Source organism: Sphingomonadaceae bacterium OTU29LAMAA1, assembly GCA_024072375.1.
In the GTDB taxonomy this organism is placed as follows: domain Bacteria; phylum Pseudomonadota; class Alphaproteobacteria; order Sphingomonadales; family Sphingomonadaceae; genus Sphingomonas.
In genome coordinates this window covers 1,602,587-1,619,075 of sequence record CP099617.1, presented here as the reverse complement: position 1 = coordinate 1,619,075, position 16,489 = coordinate 1,602,587, and the positions used below count along the sequence as shown (strand labels likewise).

Annotated in this window: 14 protein-coding genes and 1 pseudogene; 6 read left to right on the top strand and 9 right to left on the bottom strand. The window is 65.7% G+C overall.

Features of this window, described 5'->3' with window-relative positions:
* Window positions 1-15 precede the first annotated feature (15 nt).
* Window positions 16-333 (top strand): hypothetical protein, encoded by a 318-nt coding sequence (locus tag NF699_08055; protein USU06597.1) that lies wholly within the window; start codon window positions 16-18, stop codon window positions 331-333.
* 104 nt (window positions 334-437) lie between these two features.
* Here the strand turns inward: NF699_08055 and NF699_08050 are convergent, their stop codons facing one another.
* The 6 genes and pseudogenes from NF699_08050 to NF699_08025 all read right to left on the bottom strand — a co-directional run bounded on the left by NF699_08050 (window position 438) and on the right by NF699_08025 (window position 6,337).
* Window positions 438-986, bottom strand: a complete 549-nt coding sequence (locus tag NF699_08050; GenBank protein USU06596.1) for a hypothetical protein — start codon at window positions 984-986, stop codon at window positions 438-440.
* Window positions 987-995: 9 nt separating this feature from the next.
* Window positions 996-1,718 carry a hypothetical protein gene (locus tag NF699_08045; GenBank protein ID USU06595.1) on the bottom strand — a complete coding sequence of 241 codons (723 nt, stop codon included), beginning with the start codon at window positions 1,716-1,718 and terminating at the stop codon, window positions 996-998.
* An 85-nt stretch (window positions 1,719-1,803) separates the two neighbouring features.
* Window positions 1,804-3,441, bottom strand: coding sequence for a hypothetical protein (locus NF699_08040; GenBank protein ID USU06594.1), 1,638 nt, complete (start codon window positions 3,439-3,441; stop codon window positions 1,804-1,806).
* Window positions 3,442-3,583: 142 nt separating this feature from the next.
* Window positions 3,584-3,826, bottom strand: coding sequence for a hypothetical protein (locus tag NF699_08035; protein ID USU06593.1), 243 nt, complete (start codon window positions 3,824-3,826; stop codon window positions 3,584-3,586).
* Window positions 3,823-3,984: pseudogene (locus NF699_08030) on the bottom strand (DNA recombinase). Before NF699_08030 ends, NF699_08035 begins: the two are co-directional and overlap by 4 nt.
* 100 nt (window positions 3,985-4,084) lie before the next feature.
* Window positions 4,085-6,337 carry an AAA family ATPase gene (locus NF699_08025; protein ID USU06592.1) on the bottom strand — a complete coding sequence of 751 codons (2,253 nt, stop codon included), beginning with the start codon at window positions 6,335-6,337 and terminating at the stop codon, window positions 4,085-4,087.
* Window positions 6,338-6,885: 548 nt separating this feature from the next.
* Here NF699_08025 and NF699_08020 point away from each other — a divergent pair.
* Complete coding sequence (locus NF699_08020; GenBank protein USU06591.1) at window positions 6,886-11,598, top strand: DUF3320 domain-containing protein; 4,713 nt, start codon at window positions 6,886-6,888, stop codon at window positions 11,596-11,598.
* 262 nt (window positions 11,599-11,860) lie between these two features.
* Here NF699_08020 and NF699_08015 read toward each other — a convergent pair whose 3' ends face one another.
* On the bottom strand, window positions 11,861-12,220 hold the full coding sequence (locus NF699_08015; protein ID USU06590.1) for a hypothetical protein: 360 nt from the start codon (window positions 12,218-12,220) through the stop codon (window positions 11,861-11,863).
* 134 nt (window positions 12,221-12,354) lie between these two features.
* Window positions 12,355-13,287 (bottom strand): AraC family transcriptional regulator, encoded by a 933-nt coding sequence (locus NF699_08010; protein USU06589.1) that lies wholly within the window; start codon window positions 13,285-13,287, stop codon window positions 12,355-12,357.
* Between the two features lie 114 nt (window positions 13,288-13,401).
* Here NF699_08010 and NF699_08005 point away from each other — a divergent pair, with 114 nt between their 5' ends.
* The 4 genes from NF699_08005 (at window position 13,402) to NF699_07990 (ending at window position 16,024) form a co-directional block, all read left to right on the top strand.
* A complete protein-coding gene (locus NF699_08005) occupies window positions 13,402-13,734 on the top strand; it encodes a carboxymuconolactone decarboxylase family protein (GenBank protein ID USU07032.1) in 333 nt (110 codons plus the stop codon).
* 14 nt (window positions 13,735-13,748) lie between these two features.
* Window positions 13,749-14,387 (top strand): reactive chlorine resistance membrane protein RclC, encoded by a 639-nt coding sequence (rclC, locus tag NF699_08000; protein USU06588.1) that lies wholly within the window; start codon window positions 13,749-13,751, stop codon window positions 14,385-14,387.
* A gap of 217 nt (window positions 14,388-14,604) precedes the next feature.
* Window positions 14,605-15,615, top strand: coding sequence for a hypothetical protein (locus NF699_07995; protein USU06587.1), 1,011 nt, complete (start codon window positions 14,605-14,607; stop codon window positions 15,613-15,615).
* Window positions 15,608-16,024 carry a hypothetical protein gene (locus NF699_07990; GenBank protein ID USU06586.1) on the top strand — a complete coding sequence of 139 codons (417 nt, stop codon included), beginning with the start codon at window positions 15,608-15,610 and terminating at the stop codon, window positions 16,022-16,024. The genes NF699_07995 and NF699_07990 overlap by 8 nt, the downstream gene beginning before the upstream one ends.
* Window positions 16,025-16,137: 113 nt before the next feature.
* Here NF699_07990 and NF699_07985 read toward each other — a convergent pair whose 3' ends face one another.
* Window positions 16,138-16,446 carry a UrcA family protein gene (locus tag NF699_07985; GenBank protein ID USU06585.1) on the bottom strand — a complete coding sequence of 103 codons (309 nt, stop codon included), beginning with the start codon at window positions 16,444-16,446 and terminating at the stop codon, window positions 16,138-16,140.
* Window positions 16,447-16,489: the final 43 nt, after the last annotated feature.

The window sequence follows — 16,489 nt, the reverse complement described above, 5'->3', positions numbered from 1 at the left end:
GGTTACCGGCAATGGGTGCAGCGGGTCGACGGCGCGCGCGCGGGCAAGCCGGTCGTCGAGCTGCGGCGCAGCTTCAGCGAGGATGAATTCCCAGGCTTCGACGCGCTCATCCTCAACCGCGCCGAGATCGAGACGATCCCGGCCGGCTGGCGGGCGGCCCTCGCCGCAAACCGCGGCATCTATCTGCTGACGTGCCCGCGCACGCGTGAGCAATATGTCGGGATGGGGTCGGGCGGCGGTGGCTTCCTCGCGCGCTGGCGTGACTATTTCGTCACTGGCCATGGCGGCAACGTCGCGCTCAAGAGCCGCGAGGCGAGCGACTACCGGGTCTAGGTTCTGGAGACGGTCGGCTCGGCCGCAGCTGACACCGAGCTGATGGCGCTCGAAGCGCGCTGGAAGGATAAGCTCCAGAGCCGCGAGATGGGGCTTAATCGCAACTAGGCGGCGTCACGTGCATCCTCCGGCACCGCTGGTGCCGACCCGACCGGAAGCGGGCCGAAGAGGATCTCCAGGATGGCGTCGATCCCGTCCACTCGGCGGAAGTAACGCGTCGGCACTTTGCTGTGGTTCCTGCGCGGTGGCCGATCGCCGGCCTTGTTTCGGCCGTTGCGCTTCGGGTTCTTGAATCCCAGGAGATCGGGGAGGGGCTCGCCGGGCCCGCCGCCAAACCACCAGAATGGACCGATCGCGAGGTCGAGCGTCACGCAGATCCAGATCACGCAGCCACTTGGCTTCTCGGCCAGTGCGCGACCGACCGACACCGGCGCAGGCTTGTCCCGCACGCCGGTCTTGAACTGGATGTGGCGATCCACCGCCCCACGCCGCATGACCAGATCGTAACCGTGGGCATCAAATTCGGAGCGCAGCACCTCGACGTCGGTGATGCCGCGCCGCCATAACGCGCGAAGCGCCTCGCCGACGAACACATGCTCGACGATCCGCTCGCGGAGGGTCGAGTGGGTGGAATGCAGCTCGATATTGGCCAAGGCGCGATCCTAGCCCGCCGCGCCGGATGCCGCTGCCCGATCGAGCCAGAAATCGCAGCTGAAATTGTCGAGAAAGCGGCTTCGCATGCCGGGCTGCGCTTCGAACCTCTCGGGGATCGCGGCGCCATCGCCGCCCTTTTGAAAAAACTCCCGCACGGCGCCGAGCGCCCGCGACCGGAGATCCTCCCAGCGGCGGTAGAGCTCGTCCTGGCGCTCCTCATCCTGCTTCGCCGCGCTCGGCTTCCGCTTCGGCACCGGCTTCTCATAATCGGGGCGCAGCTGGACGTCATGGGCGAAGGTGATGCTGCCGAACCGCCAGGAGTCCGAGGCGGTGTCGCGCCATTGGAAGCCGACCCGTACCTCGATCCGCTCACGCAGGCGGTGGGGCGGCGGAATTAGGTCGTCGATGCGGAAGCGCTCGAGCTCCTTGTCCTCTGTCGCCATCCGGTCCTGCATCTCGCGGAGCGCGCGGACGAGTTCGCTCCCGGCGCTGCTCGCGCGCGCGCGCGTATCGCTCCGCTTCTGCGCCGATTTTGCCTTGGCGTAGTTGTCGAGGTCGCGTTCGAACCGCCGCAGTCGCTCGGCGACATAGACACCGCAGCTTGCAAGTCGGAGCTCGCGGAGCGCGCTTGAGCGGGTGGTCCATACCGCCTCGTCAACCAGCTCGCGCAGCGTATTGGAGTTGATCGACGCAAGTGCGGACCGTTCGTGCTCGCTGAGGTAGAGGCTCATCGCTCTGCTTCCAGTTCATCACGCCACCCGGTCGTAGGTAGCCCTCGCCGGCACGTCCACGGTCGTCTCCTGATCTCCGTCTCCTTCATCGATCCGTCCCTTCGATCCGCGAGTTGAGCGCCGCCACATAGTCGGGGATCTCATACTCTATCAGGTCGTCATTCCGATCGAGAAGCTTTGCGAGCCGCGTGAGGTAGCCTGGGTCGCTCTTTCGCCCACCGCCGCTCAGCAGGGCGTTGATCAAGTAAGCGCGGAGAGCCGACCGATCCCCCTCGTCGGGGTGCAATTCCTTGATCGTCCGGATCGCGACATCGTGGAGCGTTTGGATCACCCCGTCGTCCACCTTCTGCGACATGACCGCTACCGCGAGCACGCGTCCCAGCGCCTGGGCCGCAGCGAAGGGTATGGTGGCCGGGTAATCTGGTCGGTCGGGGACTCCGCGGTGCACTGCACCTTCGGGAAGGTGCCGCAGCATGCCGACCCAAGCAGTCAGGTGGCTCACCAGCTCGTAGAGCAGGCGGGCGGCGCGGCTCGGGAACTCGGCAGTCCGGTCTATGCCGGCAGCGCTCGAATCGTAGCCGCGCTCGAGCATCTCGCCGAAGGAGGTGAAGTAGTAGAGCCACATGTGGTAGCCGACACCTTGCTTGGCGGCCGAACTGACCATGATGTCGAAGAAGAACATGCCGACGTAGGTCGGGTCGCGCATCTGATCCCGCTCGAACCAATCGGGCCGGCCATTGAGCCAAACCCAATAATCGGGCCGCTCGTCTCCGCTGAGCAGGCGCTTCAGATAGTCGCCCACGCCCTGCCACGCCGACAACTCCTCAGCGACCTTGGCATCGGCGAACAGGAAGTGGAGGATACGATTGCGGGCAGGAAGATGGTAGCCGACCAACCCGTCGGAATGGTCGTTGGTGGCGACCTCTTGATAGAGAGCACTGCCCGGCCGACGCATCAGCTCGCCAAGGAAACGCTCGAGAAAGTCAGCGCCGCCATAGACCTGCTCGCGGACCAAGCCGAGTGCGAAGTATGGTCTGCGAGACACAATATAGTCGAACAGCTGGGGCGAGCTCATCAACAGCTGAAAAAGGTCACCGGCGGCACGTTCGCCCCGGCGCCCGGCCGGAACGAAGCGCGCCAGCCACCGCACCGGCACTGCCGCCCAATCAGGCCAGTTCTCGCCGCTGTGGCGGCGTGGGCCCGACCGGCGCAGATAGCGCCGGAACGAGTGCTCCGGCGTCGGCCCGAACTCCTCGAGCCAATCGCGCATCCTTTGCCGGAAACACTTCCGTCGGCTGGCGCGCGCCAGAAGGCCGATCTGCGGCTCCACCAGCTTCAACGCGTCGCCATATTGTTCCTCGTCAATCAGCGCGGTCGCGACCTCCGTGAACGCCGGCACGCTCGACAGGGTGGGTTTGACGACAGCTTGAATGGTCACCGCCCCGAACAGCCACGCAAAGGCGAGCAGGAAGGCGAACTTGCGCGCCACTTCCGTTTCCGCGCCGCCGAGGATTAAGACGGAGCAGATATCGCCAAGCACGACCGGGCACGCCGGGGGCGACCAGTCGTAGAGCTCGAACCCGAGGATCAGCACCAGCACGGGCAGAGCTAGCAACAGCTGAGGTCGCCAGGTCAGTGACACGCGCTGCCGCTGAACGGGGGACAGAACGGCATAGATCGCCGCCGCGAGCGCGAGGACCGTGAGAAATCCGTCGAGCGTCATAGCGAGACCGACGAGTCGCTGTGCGCGGCCGCCCGTGGCGTACGAACCCGGGTCGGGTCCGTTTTCCGATCGGCTCGATCATGATCGATGCCGGTCAAGGTCTTCGCTGACAAGGGAGGAGAGGGCGGCATCATTCGTCCTGCTAGGTGTCATGGATCGGCCCAGACCCGCGCGGATGCACGAGCTCGGCGAACATGGAAGGCATCGGGCGGAGCCCGTCGTCGGTCGACCAATCGCCGCCGTTCTCGTAGTTTGCCCAGAAGGCGACCAGCGGGCGGGCGCGCACCCACAGCAGCACGTAACGGCCGTCCTTCAGCTCGACCGGCAGCTCGGCGATCGGCCGCCACGCGCCATGCGCGCCGGCCGCCCTCACGTCGCCGCTCACAGAAAGCCTTTGGCCGCATACTTATGAAACTGCTCGTGGTCGCACGCACACTCGCCGACTTTTTCGAGCGAAGCGTGGCGGCTATGCTCGCGCATCTCGAACAGGTTGGCGTTCTGCCAGCCTGCCTGGATCAGGAATCCCGCCCGCAGACTGTGCCCGGGACTGTCCTTTCTGACCCGATCGCTAGTCATCGCGGCCAGCTTCGAGCGTCGGAACGCGCCGGCCATACCGATAGCAAGTATCGCGCGATGTCACTGGTCAGCAGCCACCGACGATCGCCACCGTCCTGGAGACATAACTGCGAACCTCGTCCTCGACGTAGGGCGCGTTTGGATCGTGATGGAACGGCGCCGTGTAGGCGTTTATGTCGTCGAGCTCGGCATAGTGCGGCGTCATCGGATGCTGCGGATCGGCGCGGATGATCGCGAGCATATCGCCCAGCCATTTGCCCTCGAGGATCTGGTTGGGGAAGCGGTAGCGGATATACTGTTCGAGCAAGGGCCGCATGACCGTTCGCATCTCGCGAGCCTCGCCGGAGCGGCCGTCGGCGAACTCCTGCAGCCGCATATGGTCCAGCAGATATCCTTCCTTGACCTCCCGCTCGAGGTCCCAGGGCTCAATCGACGATCCCGTCGCCGTGCTCGAAATCTGCATGGTTACGCATTGCGCGTCGCGGATCAGACCATGCACCGTGTCCAGGAAGAACTTGTCGTGACTCAGCACCAGCGTCTGCGCGGCCCGGCCGCCGCTACGGACGATCTCCTTCGCCGTCATCGCGCGGCGAAAATCGTCTAGGCTGGTGAAGGGATCGTCGAAGATGACGAGCTTGCGGGTGAGGTCCGCGTCGCGCTTCAGCTGCGCCAGGAAGAACGCGAAGGCGAAGGTGTTCTTGTCGCCAGCGCTCATCGTCGTGTCGAACCCAGGCTCGTCGGCGCTCGCCTTCGTCACGTCAATGTCGCTGTTGTCGAACCGCAGGCAGAAGATGGACTGCGGCGCCTTGCCGACATAGCTCTTCTTACAGTCGGCAAGCCGGAACCCAGCACCGAAGCTCGTCAGATATGAATTGATGTCGGCTTCGTAGGCGCCAAATATCGAGGCGTCGTAGGCGTCCAGCGCTTTCTTCTTGTCGTCCTTCGCGTCGACCAGCGTCTGCTTGTCGGCGGTGAGCTGGAGATACTCTGCGGCGAGCGTCACGACCGGCTCTGAATGCCGCTTCTCGACGGCACGTGCCGCCGCCAGCTCTGCTTCGATGTCGGCCTTGTCACCGGCCGCGCTGCCATTCTTCACCGCCTGAATCAGTCCGTTGGCGTCATCGATGCGTGCAGAGGCGCTCGCGAGCTCGGCAGACGTCGCCGACCAATTGGCGGCCGCGGTGATGAAGGCGGTGGAAGTTTCCACTGTCTCCAGCAGCGCATTGTTCTTCTCTGCCAACAGCGCCTTTGCGGCAACGAACAAGGCTTCCACCTCGGCGACGATCCGTTCCGCTGCGGCGGGCGGCGCGTAACCGTGATCGCTATAGTCGAGCCAGAATTGCGCGTCGGCAGCGGCCGTCGTGAAGCCCTGTTCGGCCCGCAACGCCGCCGTCCCGGACAGCGCGTGGTTGAGGGCGCGGCTCATGTCGGCAACCGCCTTCCTATGGTCGGCGTAGGCTTTGCTGAAGAACCCCCGATAGGCATCGATCAGGCCGTTGCCAGCAAGTGGCGCCTCGCAAAACGGGCAGGTGCCGTCGGCCGCATGATCAAGGCCTTGGCTGAGCCAGGCCTCACCATGCTCGTCGAAATGGTGCCGCGCGAGTTGCGCCTGGACCTGCGCCGCAGCGTCGGCCGCCACGCCTTCGGCAGTCTTGCCGAGGAGGTCAACGAAGCCCTCGGGCAGAACCGGAAGCGGCGGAAGGCTGAGCAGCTTGCGGGATGCGATCACGCCGGCGTCGTTGACCGCTCTCAGCCGCCGTTCCGCATCCGCGATCTTGTCGGAGTTGGCTGGGTCGGCAGCGATCTTGAGGAAGGGATCAAGCCGGACACCGCTCGGTAGGTGCTGCTCCAGCACCTTTTTCGCCGTCGCGAGCTCGCCTTGCTTTGCGGTCGCCAGCTGATCGAGACGGTCAACCTCCTCGGCGAGCGCCACACCCGCAGGGCCGACCACGATCCGGTAGAAGTTGCGTCGGTGTTCGACATCGATCTGGTCACCGCCGTGGACGTTCTCGGCGACGAACTGATGGTCGAAGATGTGCAAGTCGGGGTTGGCGGCGGACCAAGCGCCGGTGGCGAAGCGCACCTGCCCGCTGTCGAGCAGCAGCCCGATCTCGGGATCGCTGGTCGCCTGAAACGTCCGGCGTCGCATGACGGGGGTTGGGTCGTTTGTCTGGAGAGAGCGCAGGATCGCGCACAAAGTCGATTTTCCGCGGCCGTTGCCGCCGTAGATCAGCGTGAACCGCTCGTACATGCCACCGGCGACACGTGCCGCCTTGAAGCGGCCAACGTTCCGGATGCCTGTTACCTTCTTGAGAAACATGTCTCCCCCCTCGATCGGCCGCGTCGTCTTCGTGTTTTCGCGGGCGCTCTCATCACCTTAACGCGGGCCGTGCGCCAAGGCGATGGCCGCGCTCACTGTCTAGCGGGGAAGATCGATCCGCGTGGCGGGAAGGAGGCCGCCTATGAAGGCGACATCTTCGCGCGTAGCGCGCCGTTCGCGCAGCTCAGTGACACCAACCTAGCGCGCTTCTTCGGACCGCTCGCGCCTACGGATGCCGTGGAACTCTTCGCCAGCCGATGAACAAACGTCCGGTTTCAGGAAGCGCGGATCGAGCCGTGGGTGACCGCATCTGGGTCGATCAGGACGAGGGTTGGCTACAAAGCAGCCTTTGGGGAGCTGGCATAACGACGCATTCGAAGAGCATCTTGGCCACGCCTCAAGACGACCACGTCGCTCGTCGTCACAATCGGCTTCCGAGCACGTTCTTCACAGATGCCGGCTTCAGTGGCCTTCAACTTTCGGTAGAGAAAATGCGCTAAGGCATGGATTGTCAAAGAAATACAACTGCCCTCAAGCGCGAAGACCTCATGACCGATAACCCAATTGCCACCGTTGGCCTAGCGGATCCTTCTCCGACGCACGATCGCTCGATTCAACGCCTCTTCGACGACACTCGCAAGCGTCTGGTGGAAACGGGGACCCGCAATCGCCTCGTGCACGTCAACCGATCTAACACCAAGGGCAACGTCCTCAACGTCGTCAACGAGCGATCCGACGACGTGTTCTCCCTTCTGTGCAGCGGAAAGACAATGCGGTTCCGCGCCCTGGGACGGGACCGGCACGAGGCGGACGGTCTGGTTCTGGCAGAGGAAGCTGAAGAGGCGATCGGTCCTGAACGGTACGTCGACAACCAGCTGGAGACACGGCTCGGGCCGGACGCGCTCGCCAAGAAGCTGCTGAAGATCGCTCGCGAGGCGAAGACCGCGGAAGAGGAGCAGGGCATCAATGTCCTTTATCTCGCACTCGGCTTTGCAACCTGGTTCGAGGAGAAGGATTCCGCCGTACCTCGCGAGGCGCCTCTTGTGCTTCTTCCGGTCGAACTGGTGCGCGATCAGCGCCGGTCGACCTACGACCTCAGGATCCGGCCCGAGGACATGATGACGAACCTGCCGCTGCAGCAGCGGTGGCAGGATGATTTCGGCATCCGACTACCTGATCTCGACGATAACGGCGACGGCTGGCGTCCCGGCGCCTACCACGCTCAGGTCGAGACCATCGTCGCGGAACGTCGTGGATGGAAGGTCGATCGCGACGCGATCCAGCTCGGGTTCTTCTCCTTCTCCAAGCTCCTCATGTACCGCGACCTCGCCATCGAGACATGGCCGGAACATGCGCTTGAGGCGCACGAATTGACGCGCGGCCTTCTGTTCGAGGGCTTCCCGCATGAGCCGCCGCTATTCGGGCCGGAGGACCGGCTCGACGTGGTCCTGCCGCCCGAGCGGCTCTTCCACGTCGTCGATGCGGATGCGAGCCAGGCCAAGGTCATCGAGGAGGCGAGGGCTGGACGCAATCTCGTCGTCCAGGGACCGCCCGGCACAGGCAAGAGCCAGACCATCACGAACATCATCGCCGCCGCAGCCAAGGAGGGCAAGACGGTCCTGTTCGTCGCCGAGAAGATGGCGGCACTTTCGGTCGTGCACGACAGGCTGGTGAAGGTCGGCCTGAGGGATCTCACTCTGGAGCTCCACTCGAAGACGGCGAACAAGAAGGCGGTCCTGGGCGAACTAGGCCGCACGCTCTCGGTCGGTCAGGCGATCCCTTCCGTACCCCCGGCTCCCGAAGCGCTTCGCGGCGCGCGGGATCGGCTGAACGCGCTGTCGGAGGCATTGCACGCCCCTATCGGTGCAAGCGGAGAGACCCCGTTCAGCGTACTCGGCCGTCAGGCGCGCTACCTCGGCATGGGTGCACCGATGCCGACGCTGGACGGGGGAGCGGTCGGCGCGATGACGCGGGAGGAGGAGACCGCCGCCTGCGAGCTCGTGGCTCGCTACGGTGCACTGATCGAGGCAGCCGGGTCTGAGGAAGGTCACCCGTTCTTCGGGGTTGGTACGATCGACCTGCAGCCGGTCGCGGTGAACCGGCTCGGGAGCGAACTCGCTGCGGCGGCGGCGGACGCCCAGCGGCTCAGATCCGCTCTGGACCGCCCCATGGCACGAGCAGGGCTCGACATCCCGCGCTCCCTGTCAGCCGTCGTCCCGGTCCGCGATCTGCTTACCCGCCTCGCCGGGTTCGACCCGAGGGACACCGAGCTCGCGCGACGGCTCTTCGCAGTGGCGGATCCTGGACGGCTGCGGGAGGGGCTTGAAGGCGGCGCCACATGGCGCGCCGCGCGCGACGCTGCGGAAGGCACCTTCCTCGAAACGGCCTTCGAAACCGACGTCTCGGGGCTGCGGGCACCGCTAGTCGCCGGATCGGCGTCTTTCTTCGCCCGCTGGGGTGGCGCCTACCGCGCTGCCGGCCGATCGATCGGCGGCCTCCTTCGCGATCCGCTGCCCAGGACTGCCGACGAGAGGCTGGCGGTTCTGGACCGCCTGCTCGAGATTCAGAGGCTTCGGCGTTCTTGGAGCGAGGACGAAGGCTGGCTCGCCAGCGCTCTTGGCGAGGCATGGCGGGGGGAGCGCACCGATTTCGATCGGATTTCCCGCGTGGCGCGCTGGTGCGACGAGGCCGCACGCAACGTCCTTTCCGTCGGCCACGATCGACTTATAGGCCTGGCCGCTGAGGCGGACGCGCGTGCTGCCGACGCCGCCAGTCTGGACTCCGAGGCACCAGAGGCGGAGAGGCGTATCCGGGACGTCGTCGGTACGCTGCGCCTAGATGGTCGGCGTCTTGGCGGCGGGTACGCCGACGCTGATCTTGCACGCATTGCGGCCACCTTCACCGACATGGGGTCCGCTATTCACCGTTACGGGGAATGGTCGGCTCTTCATCAGGCGCGTGCCTCGCTGGAGCGCACGGGTCTCGCGGATCTTGCGGCCAGATTGGCAACCGGCGAGCTCGACGCCAGCGCTGCCGCCATCGAGCTTAGATTCGCTCGCGCGGAGGCTCTGTGGAACGCCGCGCTCGCCACCAATCCGGCGCTCAAGGACGTAGCGAACCTCGACCGTCACGCCCTCGTCGACGACTTCGTGCGCCTCGAGCGGGCAAGGCTGAAGGAGAACGTGGTCGACATCCTGGCGGGTCATCTCGGCCAGCTTCCTCAGGGTGCGCAGGGAGAGATGAAGGTGCTGCGCGGGGAGATCGGCAAGAAGCAGCAGCATATCTCGCTGCGTAAGCTCTTCCTGAGCGCACCGACGGCCATCCAGCGCATCAAGCCTGTGCTGCTGATGAGTCCCATATCGGTCGCGCAGTTCCTGACACCCGGCGTCGTCAGCTTCGACCTCCTGGTGATCGACGAGGCGAGCCAGGTGCGGCCTGAGGATGCTCTCGGCGCCATCGCCCGAGCCCGCCAGATCGTCGTGGTCGGAGACAAGAAGCAGCTCCCGCCCTCGTCTTTCTTCGACAGGCTGCTCGCGGACGGGGGAGGCGAAAGCGATTCCCTCGACGAGGAGGACGAGCCGATCGAGGATCTGCTCGGTAACGCCGCCGCACTCGGCGCGTCAGAAAGCGTGCTGACGCTTTGCGAGGCGCGAGGCCTGCCGAACCGCATGCTGCAATGGCACTACCGTTCGCGTGACCCGTCCCTGATGAGGGTGTCCAACGCAGAATTCTACGAGGGGGGCCTCGTGCTCCCGCCTTCCCCCCTGGAGAAGGATCCGGCCTACGGCCTGATCTTCACGCAGGTCGACGGGGCCTACGACCGGGGCGGCCGGCGCGACAATCGCCTGGAAGGGCAGGCGCTCGTCTCGCGCGTCGTTCAGCATGCCCGGTCCACGCCCGATCTCTCCCTCGGTATCGTCACCTTCAGCCATGCCCAGAAGAACACGATCAACGAACTTCTCGAACTCGCCCGGCGGGAGGATACCTCGCTGGACGCGTTCCTCCGCGAAGGCCGTTCCGAAGACCTGTTCGTCAAGAACATCGAGAACGTGCAGGGAGACGAGCGCGACGTCATCCTCATCAGCGTCGGCTACGGCCCGACGCAGCCCGGAGGCGTCATGTCGGGCGCCAGCTTCGGCCCCGTTAACGGCGAGGGGGGCGAACGCCGGCTCAACGTGCTTTTCACCAGGGCGCGGCTGCGCTGCGAGGTGTTCGCCTCGTTCGATCCCGGCCAGCTCGACGTCAGTCGCGCGAGCCAGCCCGGACCGCGTATCCTGAAGCGCTTCCTGGACTACGCTAAGTCCGGCGGGCTGGAACAGCCGACAGCCACCGGCGAGGCGCCCGACACGCCGTTCGAAGAGGACGTCGCGGAGATCATTCGCAGCCTCGGATACCTTGCCGACCCCCAGGTGGGTTCGGCCGGCTTCCGCATCGACATCGGCGTGCGTCACCCCGACCGGCCCGGCAGCTACCTTCTCGCCGTCGAGTGCGATGGCGCAACGTATCACTCGGCGCTGTGGGCGCGCGAGCGGGATCGCCTGCGTCAGGACGTCCTGGAACACCTCGGATGGCGCTTTCACCGGATCTGGAGCACGGACTGGTTCTACGATCGCCACAGACAGATCGAACGTCTGCGTGCCGCTCTCGAAACTGCACGGGGGCAGGAAGGAGGCGCGATGAGGATCGCAGGTGCCAACGTCGGCCGTCCGGCAGAAGATGCTCCGGTCGAGCAGGGGCCTATCCTGTTCGATGCCGTCACGCGCGTCATGCCATCATACGTCCGAGCGCAGGTGCAGGCCGGCTCGGATATGGAGCCGCACGAAGCGCCCGTCCGTATCCTCGTCCCACTGGTGCGTGAGATAGTAGCTGTCGAGGGACCGTTGCATGTCGACGAGGTTGCCCGAAGGCTCGCCTCGGCTTTCGGCAAGAAGAGCGCCGGACGACGGGTGCTTGCAGCGGCACGTCAGGCGCTTGTCGCGGCGAAGAGGGAAGATAGCGATCTGCAGTCGGACAGAGAGGACTTCTGGTTCACCGGCCTGCAGTCGGCAGCTCCGCCTGTGCGCGACCGCTCGGCGGAGAGTGGCGCCACGGCGAAGGCTGACGCCATCTCGATGCTTGAGATCCGAGCCGCCGTCAGAACGGTACGCGAGGACAATCCGGGCGGGGACGACGGCGATGTCGTTCGAGCGGCAGCGCGTCTACTCGGTTTCCGCCGTCTAGGCTCCGATCTGCAGGCCCGCATCGCACAGGGTCTCGATTGATGCGGATACAGGATCTCAAACATCTCTCCCGGAAAAGGTCATGACGTTTGTCATGAAATAAAAGTAACCACGGCCGGTGCGTCTTTATTATTAAGCTGGCGGCCAAGTTGGGAGGTGGCATAGAAGGTCGGCCGTCGGTTCTATCGTTATGAGTCCGACTTTGTGCGGCACCTCGTGCTTTGGCCTGATCCTATCAGGTCAATCACGCGGCTCCTATACTGGCTTTGCTTAAACCGAGTAGTCGTTTGATTCGTCGGCAAGTTTATCCTCCGAGGGTCTGGCGCTTAACCTCCACCGATGTGACGACGGCACCGTCGTTCAGCAAGGTCACAGTGACGAAGGTCTCCGGAGTGGAGTAGAGGAACTCGACGCGGCCCGCCTTGCTGGTGCGGACGTACCAGGCGCCCGCCTGCTCGAGCGCCGCTCGGGCCTGTCCGATCGTCACGCCCGGGCCGGCGATGCGCTCGACGAGCTTCTGCTCCGCGTCCCGGATGCCATCCTCTCCGACGACATGCTCGATCTCGAAGAACGATGCCGGTTCTCTGGCCGCCGAAATCGGCGTACCCAGCGCCAGGCTCCATCCCGCTGCCGCCAGGACCATGAACGTCGAACCCATGCCCATCGTACTTCTCCTCGGATGGACGGCGGCTGCCGGCCATGATCAGGATGTGAGTCGAAGCGTGGTCGGGACCCATGGCCGCACGGCGCATGCTCGTGTCCCGGGGGATCACTTCCGAGAGCGGGTGATGCGCATCTTCAGAGCGCCTCGCCACCGATGCGGAGCGCTCCCGGCCTGACGCCGTATCTGCGCAGTACCGCCCTGCTGAGAGCTCCTTCGGAGGCGTAACCGACGTCGGCGGCGATCCGCGCGATCGGGTCGTTCGTGCCGGCGAGGCGCTGACGCGCGACAGCGAGCCTGAGGTCGGCCAAGAACGCCATCGGAGCGGCACTGCCCAGACGCCTGAAGCTGCGCACCAGGGTGGCGCGCGACATCGCGGCTATGTCGGCCATCTCGTCGAGGGCCCACTCGCGCGCGAGGTCCCCGAGGATGGCGAGGACCACGCGAGCCGTGCCGCGCTCGCGCAGCAGCGACAGCGTCCCGTCGCCACCGTGGTGTGCGCCCAGATGATCGCGAAGCATCATCACGAACAGCGCGCGGGCGAAATCTGCTGCGATCACCTCCGACCCCGGCATACCGGAGTCCAGCTCGTCCCGGATGTCGGTCAGCAGCCGGCGAAACCGATCCATGAGCGGCTCGCCGGCTGTACGAATGACGATCTCGTCCGGAAGGACCGCGAGCAGGGGATTGCCGTCGCTGCCCTCGAACTGGAGGCGGCCGCAGAGCAGCTCGGTCTCGACCCCGGGGCCGGAGGTGCTCTTCGCGCGCACGCCGTTGCGGTAGTCGACCGCGATCGGACGCAGCACGCCCCTGACCGCACTTCGGACCACGTGGCTGTCTCCATGCGGCAGCAGCAGGATGTCGCCCGCGGCAAGCGTCAGTTCGCCAAGGCCCGGCCTTTCCAGGATGCAGGCGCCGCGGGTGACGATGTGGAACTGCGCCCAGCCGCTCCCGGACGGCTCGTGCTCGGCGGCCCAGCTGCCGCCGAACCTGCAGAAGTCCTCGATCACGGGGCGCACGCGCAGCAGCGGCACCATGACCCTGAGGAGTTCCGACATCTCTTCGGGCATCACGCAGTCCTTTGATCCGCGGGGCCATGCGGCTGCGCCGCCTGGCCATCCTCCTGCTGCGTATCGGGGACCAGATTACGTCCATCAACTGAACGAAGGGATGTAAAGATGTCGATGCTGGACTGGAACGCCTACCGCGGTCAGGTCGTCGCCGGAGTGGGCGAGATCGCGAAGCTCAGCCCCGATACGGTGAAGGGCTACGCCACCCTGGGTGGCGCCGGCGCCAAGACGGGCCACCTGGACGCGAAGACCCGCGAGCTGATCGCTCTGGCGGTCGCGATCTCGCTGCGCTGCGACGGCTGTATCACCGTCCATGCCGCCGAGGCCAAGAAGCTCGGCGTCACGCAGGAGGAGCTTGCAGAGGCACTCGGCGTGGCCACCTCGATCAACGCAGGCGCGGCACTCGTCTTCTCGACCCGCACTCTCGACGCCTTCAAGGCAGCCTGAAGGGAACCTCAGTCATGAACCAGGTCATTCACGCAGGCCTTTCGGCCGTTGCATCGCCGCGTTCGGGCCGGATCGGCATCGGCGCCATGAAGATAGCGGTCGCGGTCATATTCCTCTGGATCGGCGCCTTGAAATTCGTCCCCTACGAGGCAGACAGCATCACCCCGTTCGTCGCCAACAGCCCAGTGATGTCGTTCTTCTACGAGCACCCGACCGAGTACAAGGCGCACCTGACTCACGAGGGCGAGCTCAAGCCCGCGGAGCGGGTCTGGCAGACCGCCAACAACACCTACGGCTTCTCGACCGGACTCGGCACGCTCGAGCTGGTTATCGGCGGGCTGACCCTGGCAGGCCTCGTGTCCCGCAGGGTCGGGATCGTCGGGGCGGCACTGGCCTTCGCCACCCCGTTCGTCACGCTGTCCTTCCTCGTGACGACGCCCGAGGCCTGGGTCGGCGCCATGGGAGATGCTCAGCACGGATTTCCGTACCTGTCCGGGGCCGGGCGGCTGGTGCTGAAGGACGTCGCGCTGCTCGCAGGAGCCTGGCTGATCATGGTGGACAGCGCCCGCGCCATCCTCACCGAGCGGCGCCCCGTGCGCCGGCACCGGTCAGATGACACGCTTCGAGACCTGGTGGATGCGCTCGGAGCCTGACGGTCGTAAGTCCGGAAGCCGGTCCGTCCTCGCACGGAACAGCCCGACCTCCGGCTCCCTGAGCCGTCAGGGGTGTCTGCCCACCTGGCCGCGCCCCCGTCGCGGCAGCACGTGCGGCTTAGGCCCTGTCGCTCCCGCGTCACGATCGCTACGCCAGTCGGCGGAGCTGCGTACCAGGACGTGGCTTCTGACGGCGGGGGACGGGATGGATCCGGGATTGGCGAAGGTGCGCGACGTCTTCGCGATCGGCTCGGGTGCTCTGGCGGCCTTCGACTATCTGATCGCGCATGCGGGTGCGGCGGGGTTCCGACTGGTCCCCTACGACAGCGCGGTCAGATCGGTGGAGCTGCAGTGGCCCGACAGGCAGCGTAATCCATTCTCCGTCCAGGCACGCCCAGGCCACGTCAACTTCTACCTGCGGGGACCCGTGCTGGCCGAGCTTCCCCGGCTCTTCGCAGCTGCGACCGAGCGCTTCGGGGAAGTGAAGCCGAATGGGAGAGGAGAGTATCGCAGACGGCTCTTCAGCCATGCGGAGGCGGCCGAGATGCTGCGCTTTCTACGTGAGCAGGGCGCATGGCCCTCTCAGCGCCACGATCAGCGCTTCCTGGCCGAGACGTTCGCAGCCCTGAACGGCGAGCATCTGCTTCGGGCGGCGCGACGGCTCGTAGACGGCGATACCGATCATCCGTTCGCGGAGTCCACGACCTACGACGTCCTGTTCGACGGCCGCCGTCTCCCCCCGAAGGCGGTGTTCGGCCTTGCAGCCGCCGAGGCCCTCGGGTTTCCAGTCGGCCCCGAGAACTTCCGCGGCGGCGACGGGACGCCGGCGTTCCGAATTCTTCGGCATCATGGCTACCCCGTCGTCGCCAAGCACGACGCAGAGCCTCTGACCGCGTTTCCGGGCAGCGACGAGGACCGGGCGTGGGCCGAAGGTCGGCCACGGCTCGTCCAGCACCTGCGGCGCGAACGAGGAGCGGGGCTCGCCGCCGCGAAGCGAGCCCGGTTCCGCGCAGAGCATGATCGGCTCTTCTGCGAGCGATGCCTCATGGATCCAGTCACGACATTCGGTTCGGTGCTGGGGGAGGCGTGCATCGAAGTCCATCATCGCGAGACGCGGGTCGCCGCCATGCAGGAGGGGCACGTAACCCGCCTGGAGGACCTCATGTGCCTATGCGCCAACTGCCACCGGGTCATCCATCGCGAGATGAAGGAGGCTTCGGATGGCTGATGATCACGACGTTCCGGAACTGACGCTGAACTGGACCGAGAGGCATCCCCACAGTTCCTGGCCGGATGCCGAGCCCGACGCGGTCGTCTGGATCGATCCGGTGCTTTTCGACGCCGCATGGAAGCGGAGCGATCAATGGGTAGGTCCCGGCGGCCGCAGCGGCGCGCACGAGCTCCGCTATCCCAAGGTCGGACAATGGATCGAAGCCGGCAACAGCATCGAGATGTGTGTCGCGAACCGCGATGGCGAGGCCGTGTGCTTCACCGACGGGCGACATCGCTTCGCCTGGCTGCGCGACCGCGGTCTTCAGGCGATGCCGATGCAGGTGTCACCCGACGAGGCTCCATGGTTCGCACGGCAGCTGGGCACGTCGCTCCGAACTTCGGTTCTGCGAAGCGACGGGACCTAGCGCTGCGGCTGAGTACGCGTGTCGCACTTCGCATCGTCGGCGATACCGCCGAGCGGATGCCTACGTCTGTTCGGTCTATGCGCGGAGACGGGTCGCTATAGCTCAGCGTCCCGCTATTTTTTGCCTCGCGGCCGAGGAGACGCCTGGGCGACCAGGCTGTCGCGGACGTCACGCGCGGCAGCGATGGCGCCGCGTTCGCAGCGGGGCTTCGCGACCGTTCCCTCCAGATCGAACTGCGAGACCGTGCCGCACGCCTCGCTCGCGGCATGCGCGATGCGAAGATCGAGCCGGGCCACGTCCTCCTCGCGGCCGAGGTCGAGATCTGCGTGCGAGACGACGACCGTGCCCTCACGCCCCTGAGCGGATGCGGACACGACGAGACCGCTCGCGGCGAATGCCGCGATCAGGATGAAGCGCTTCATGATCTGTCTCCGAAAGCAGGTCTGGCCCTGCGTGCGGACCGGA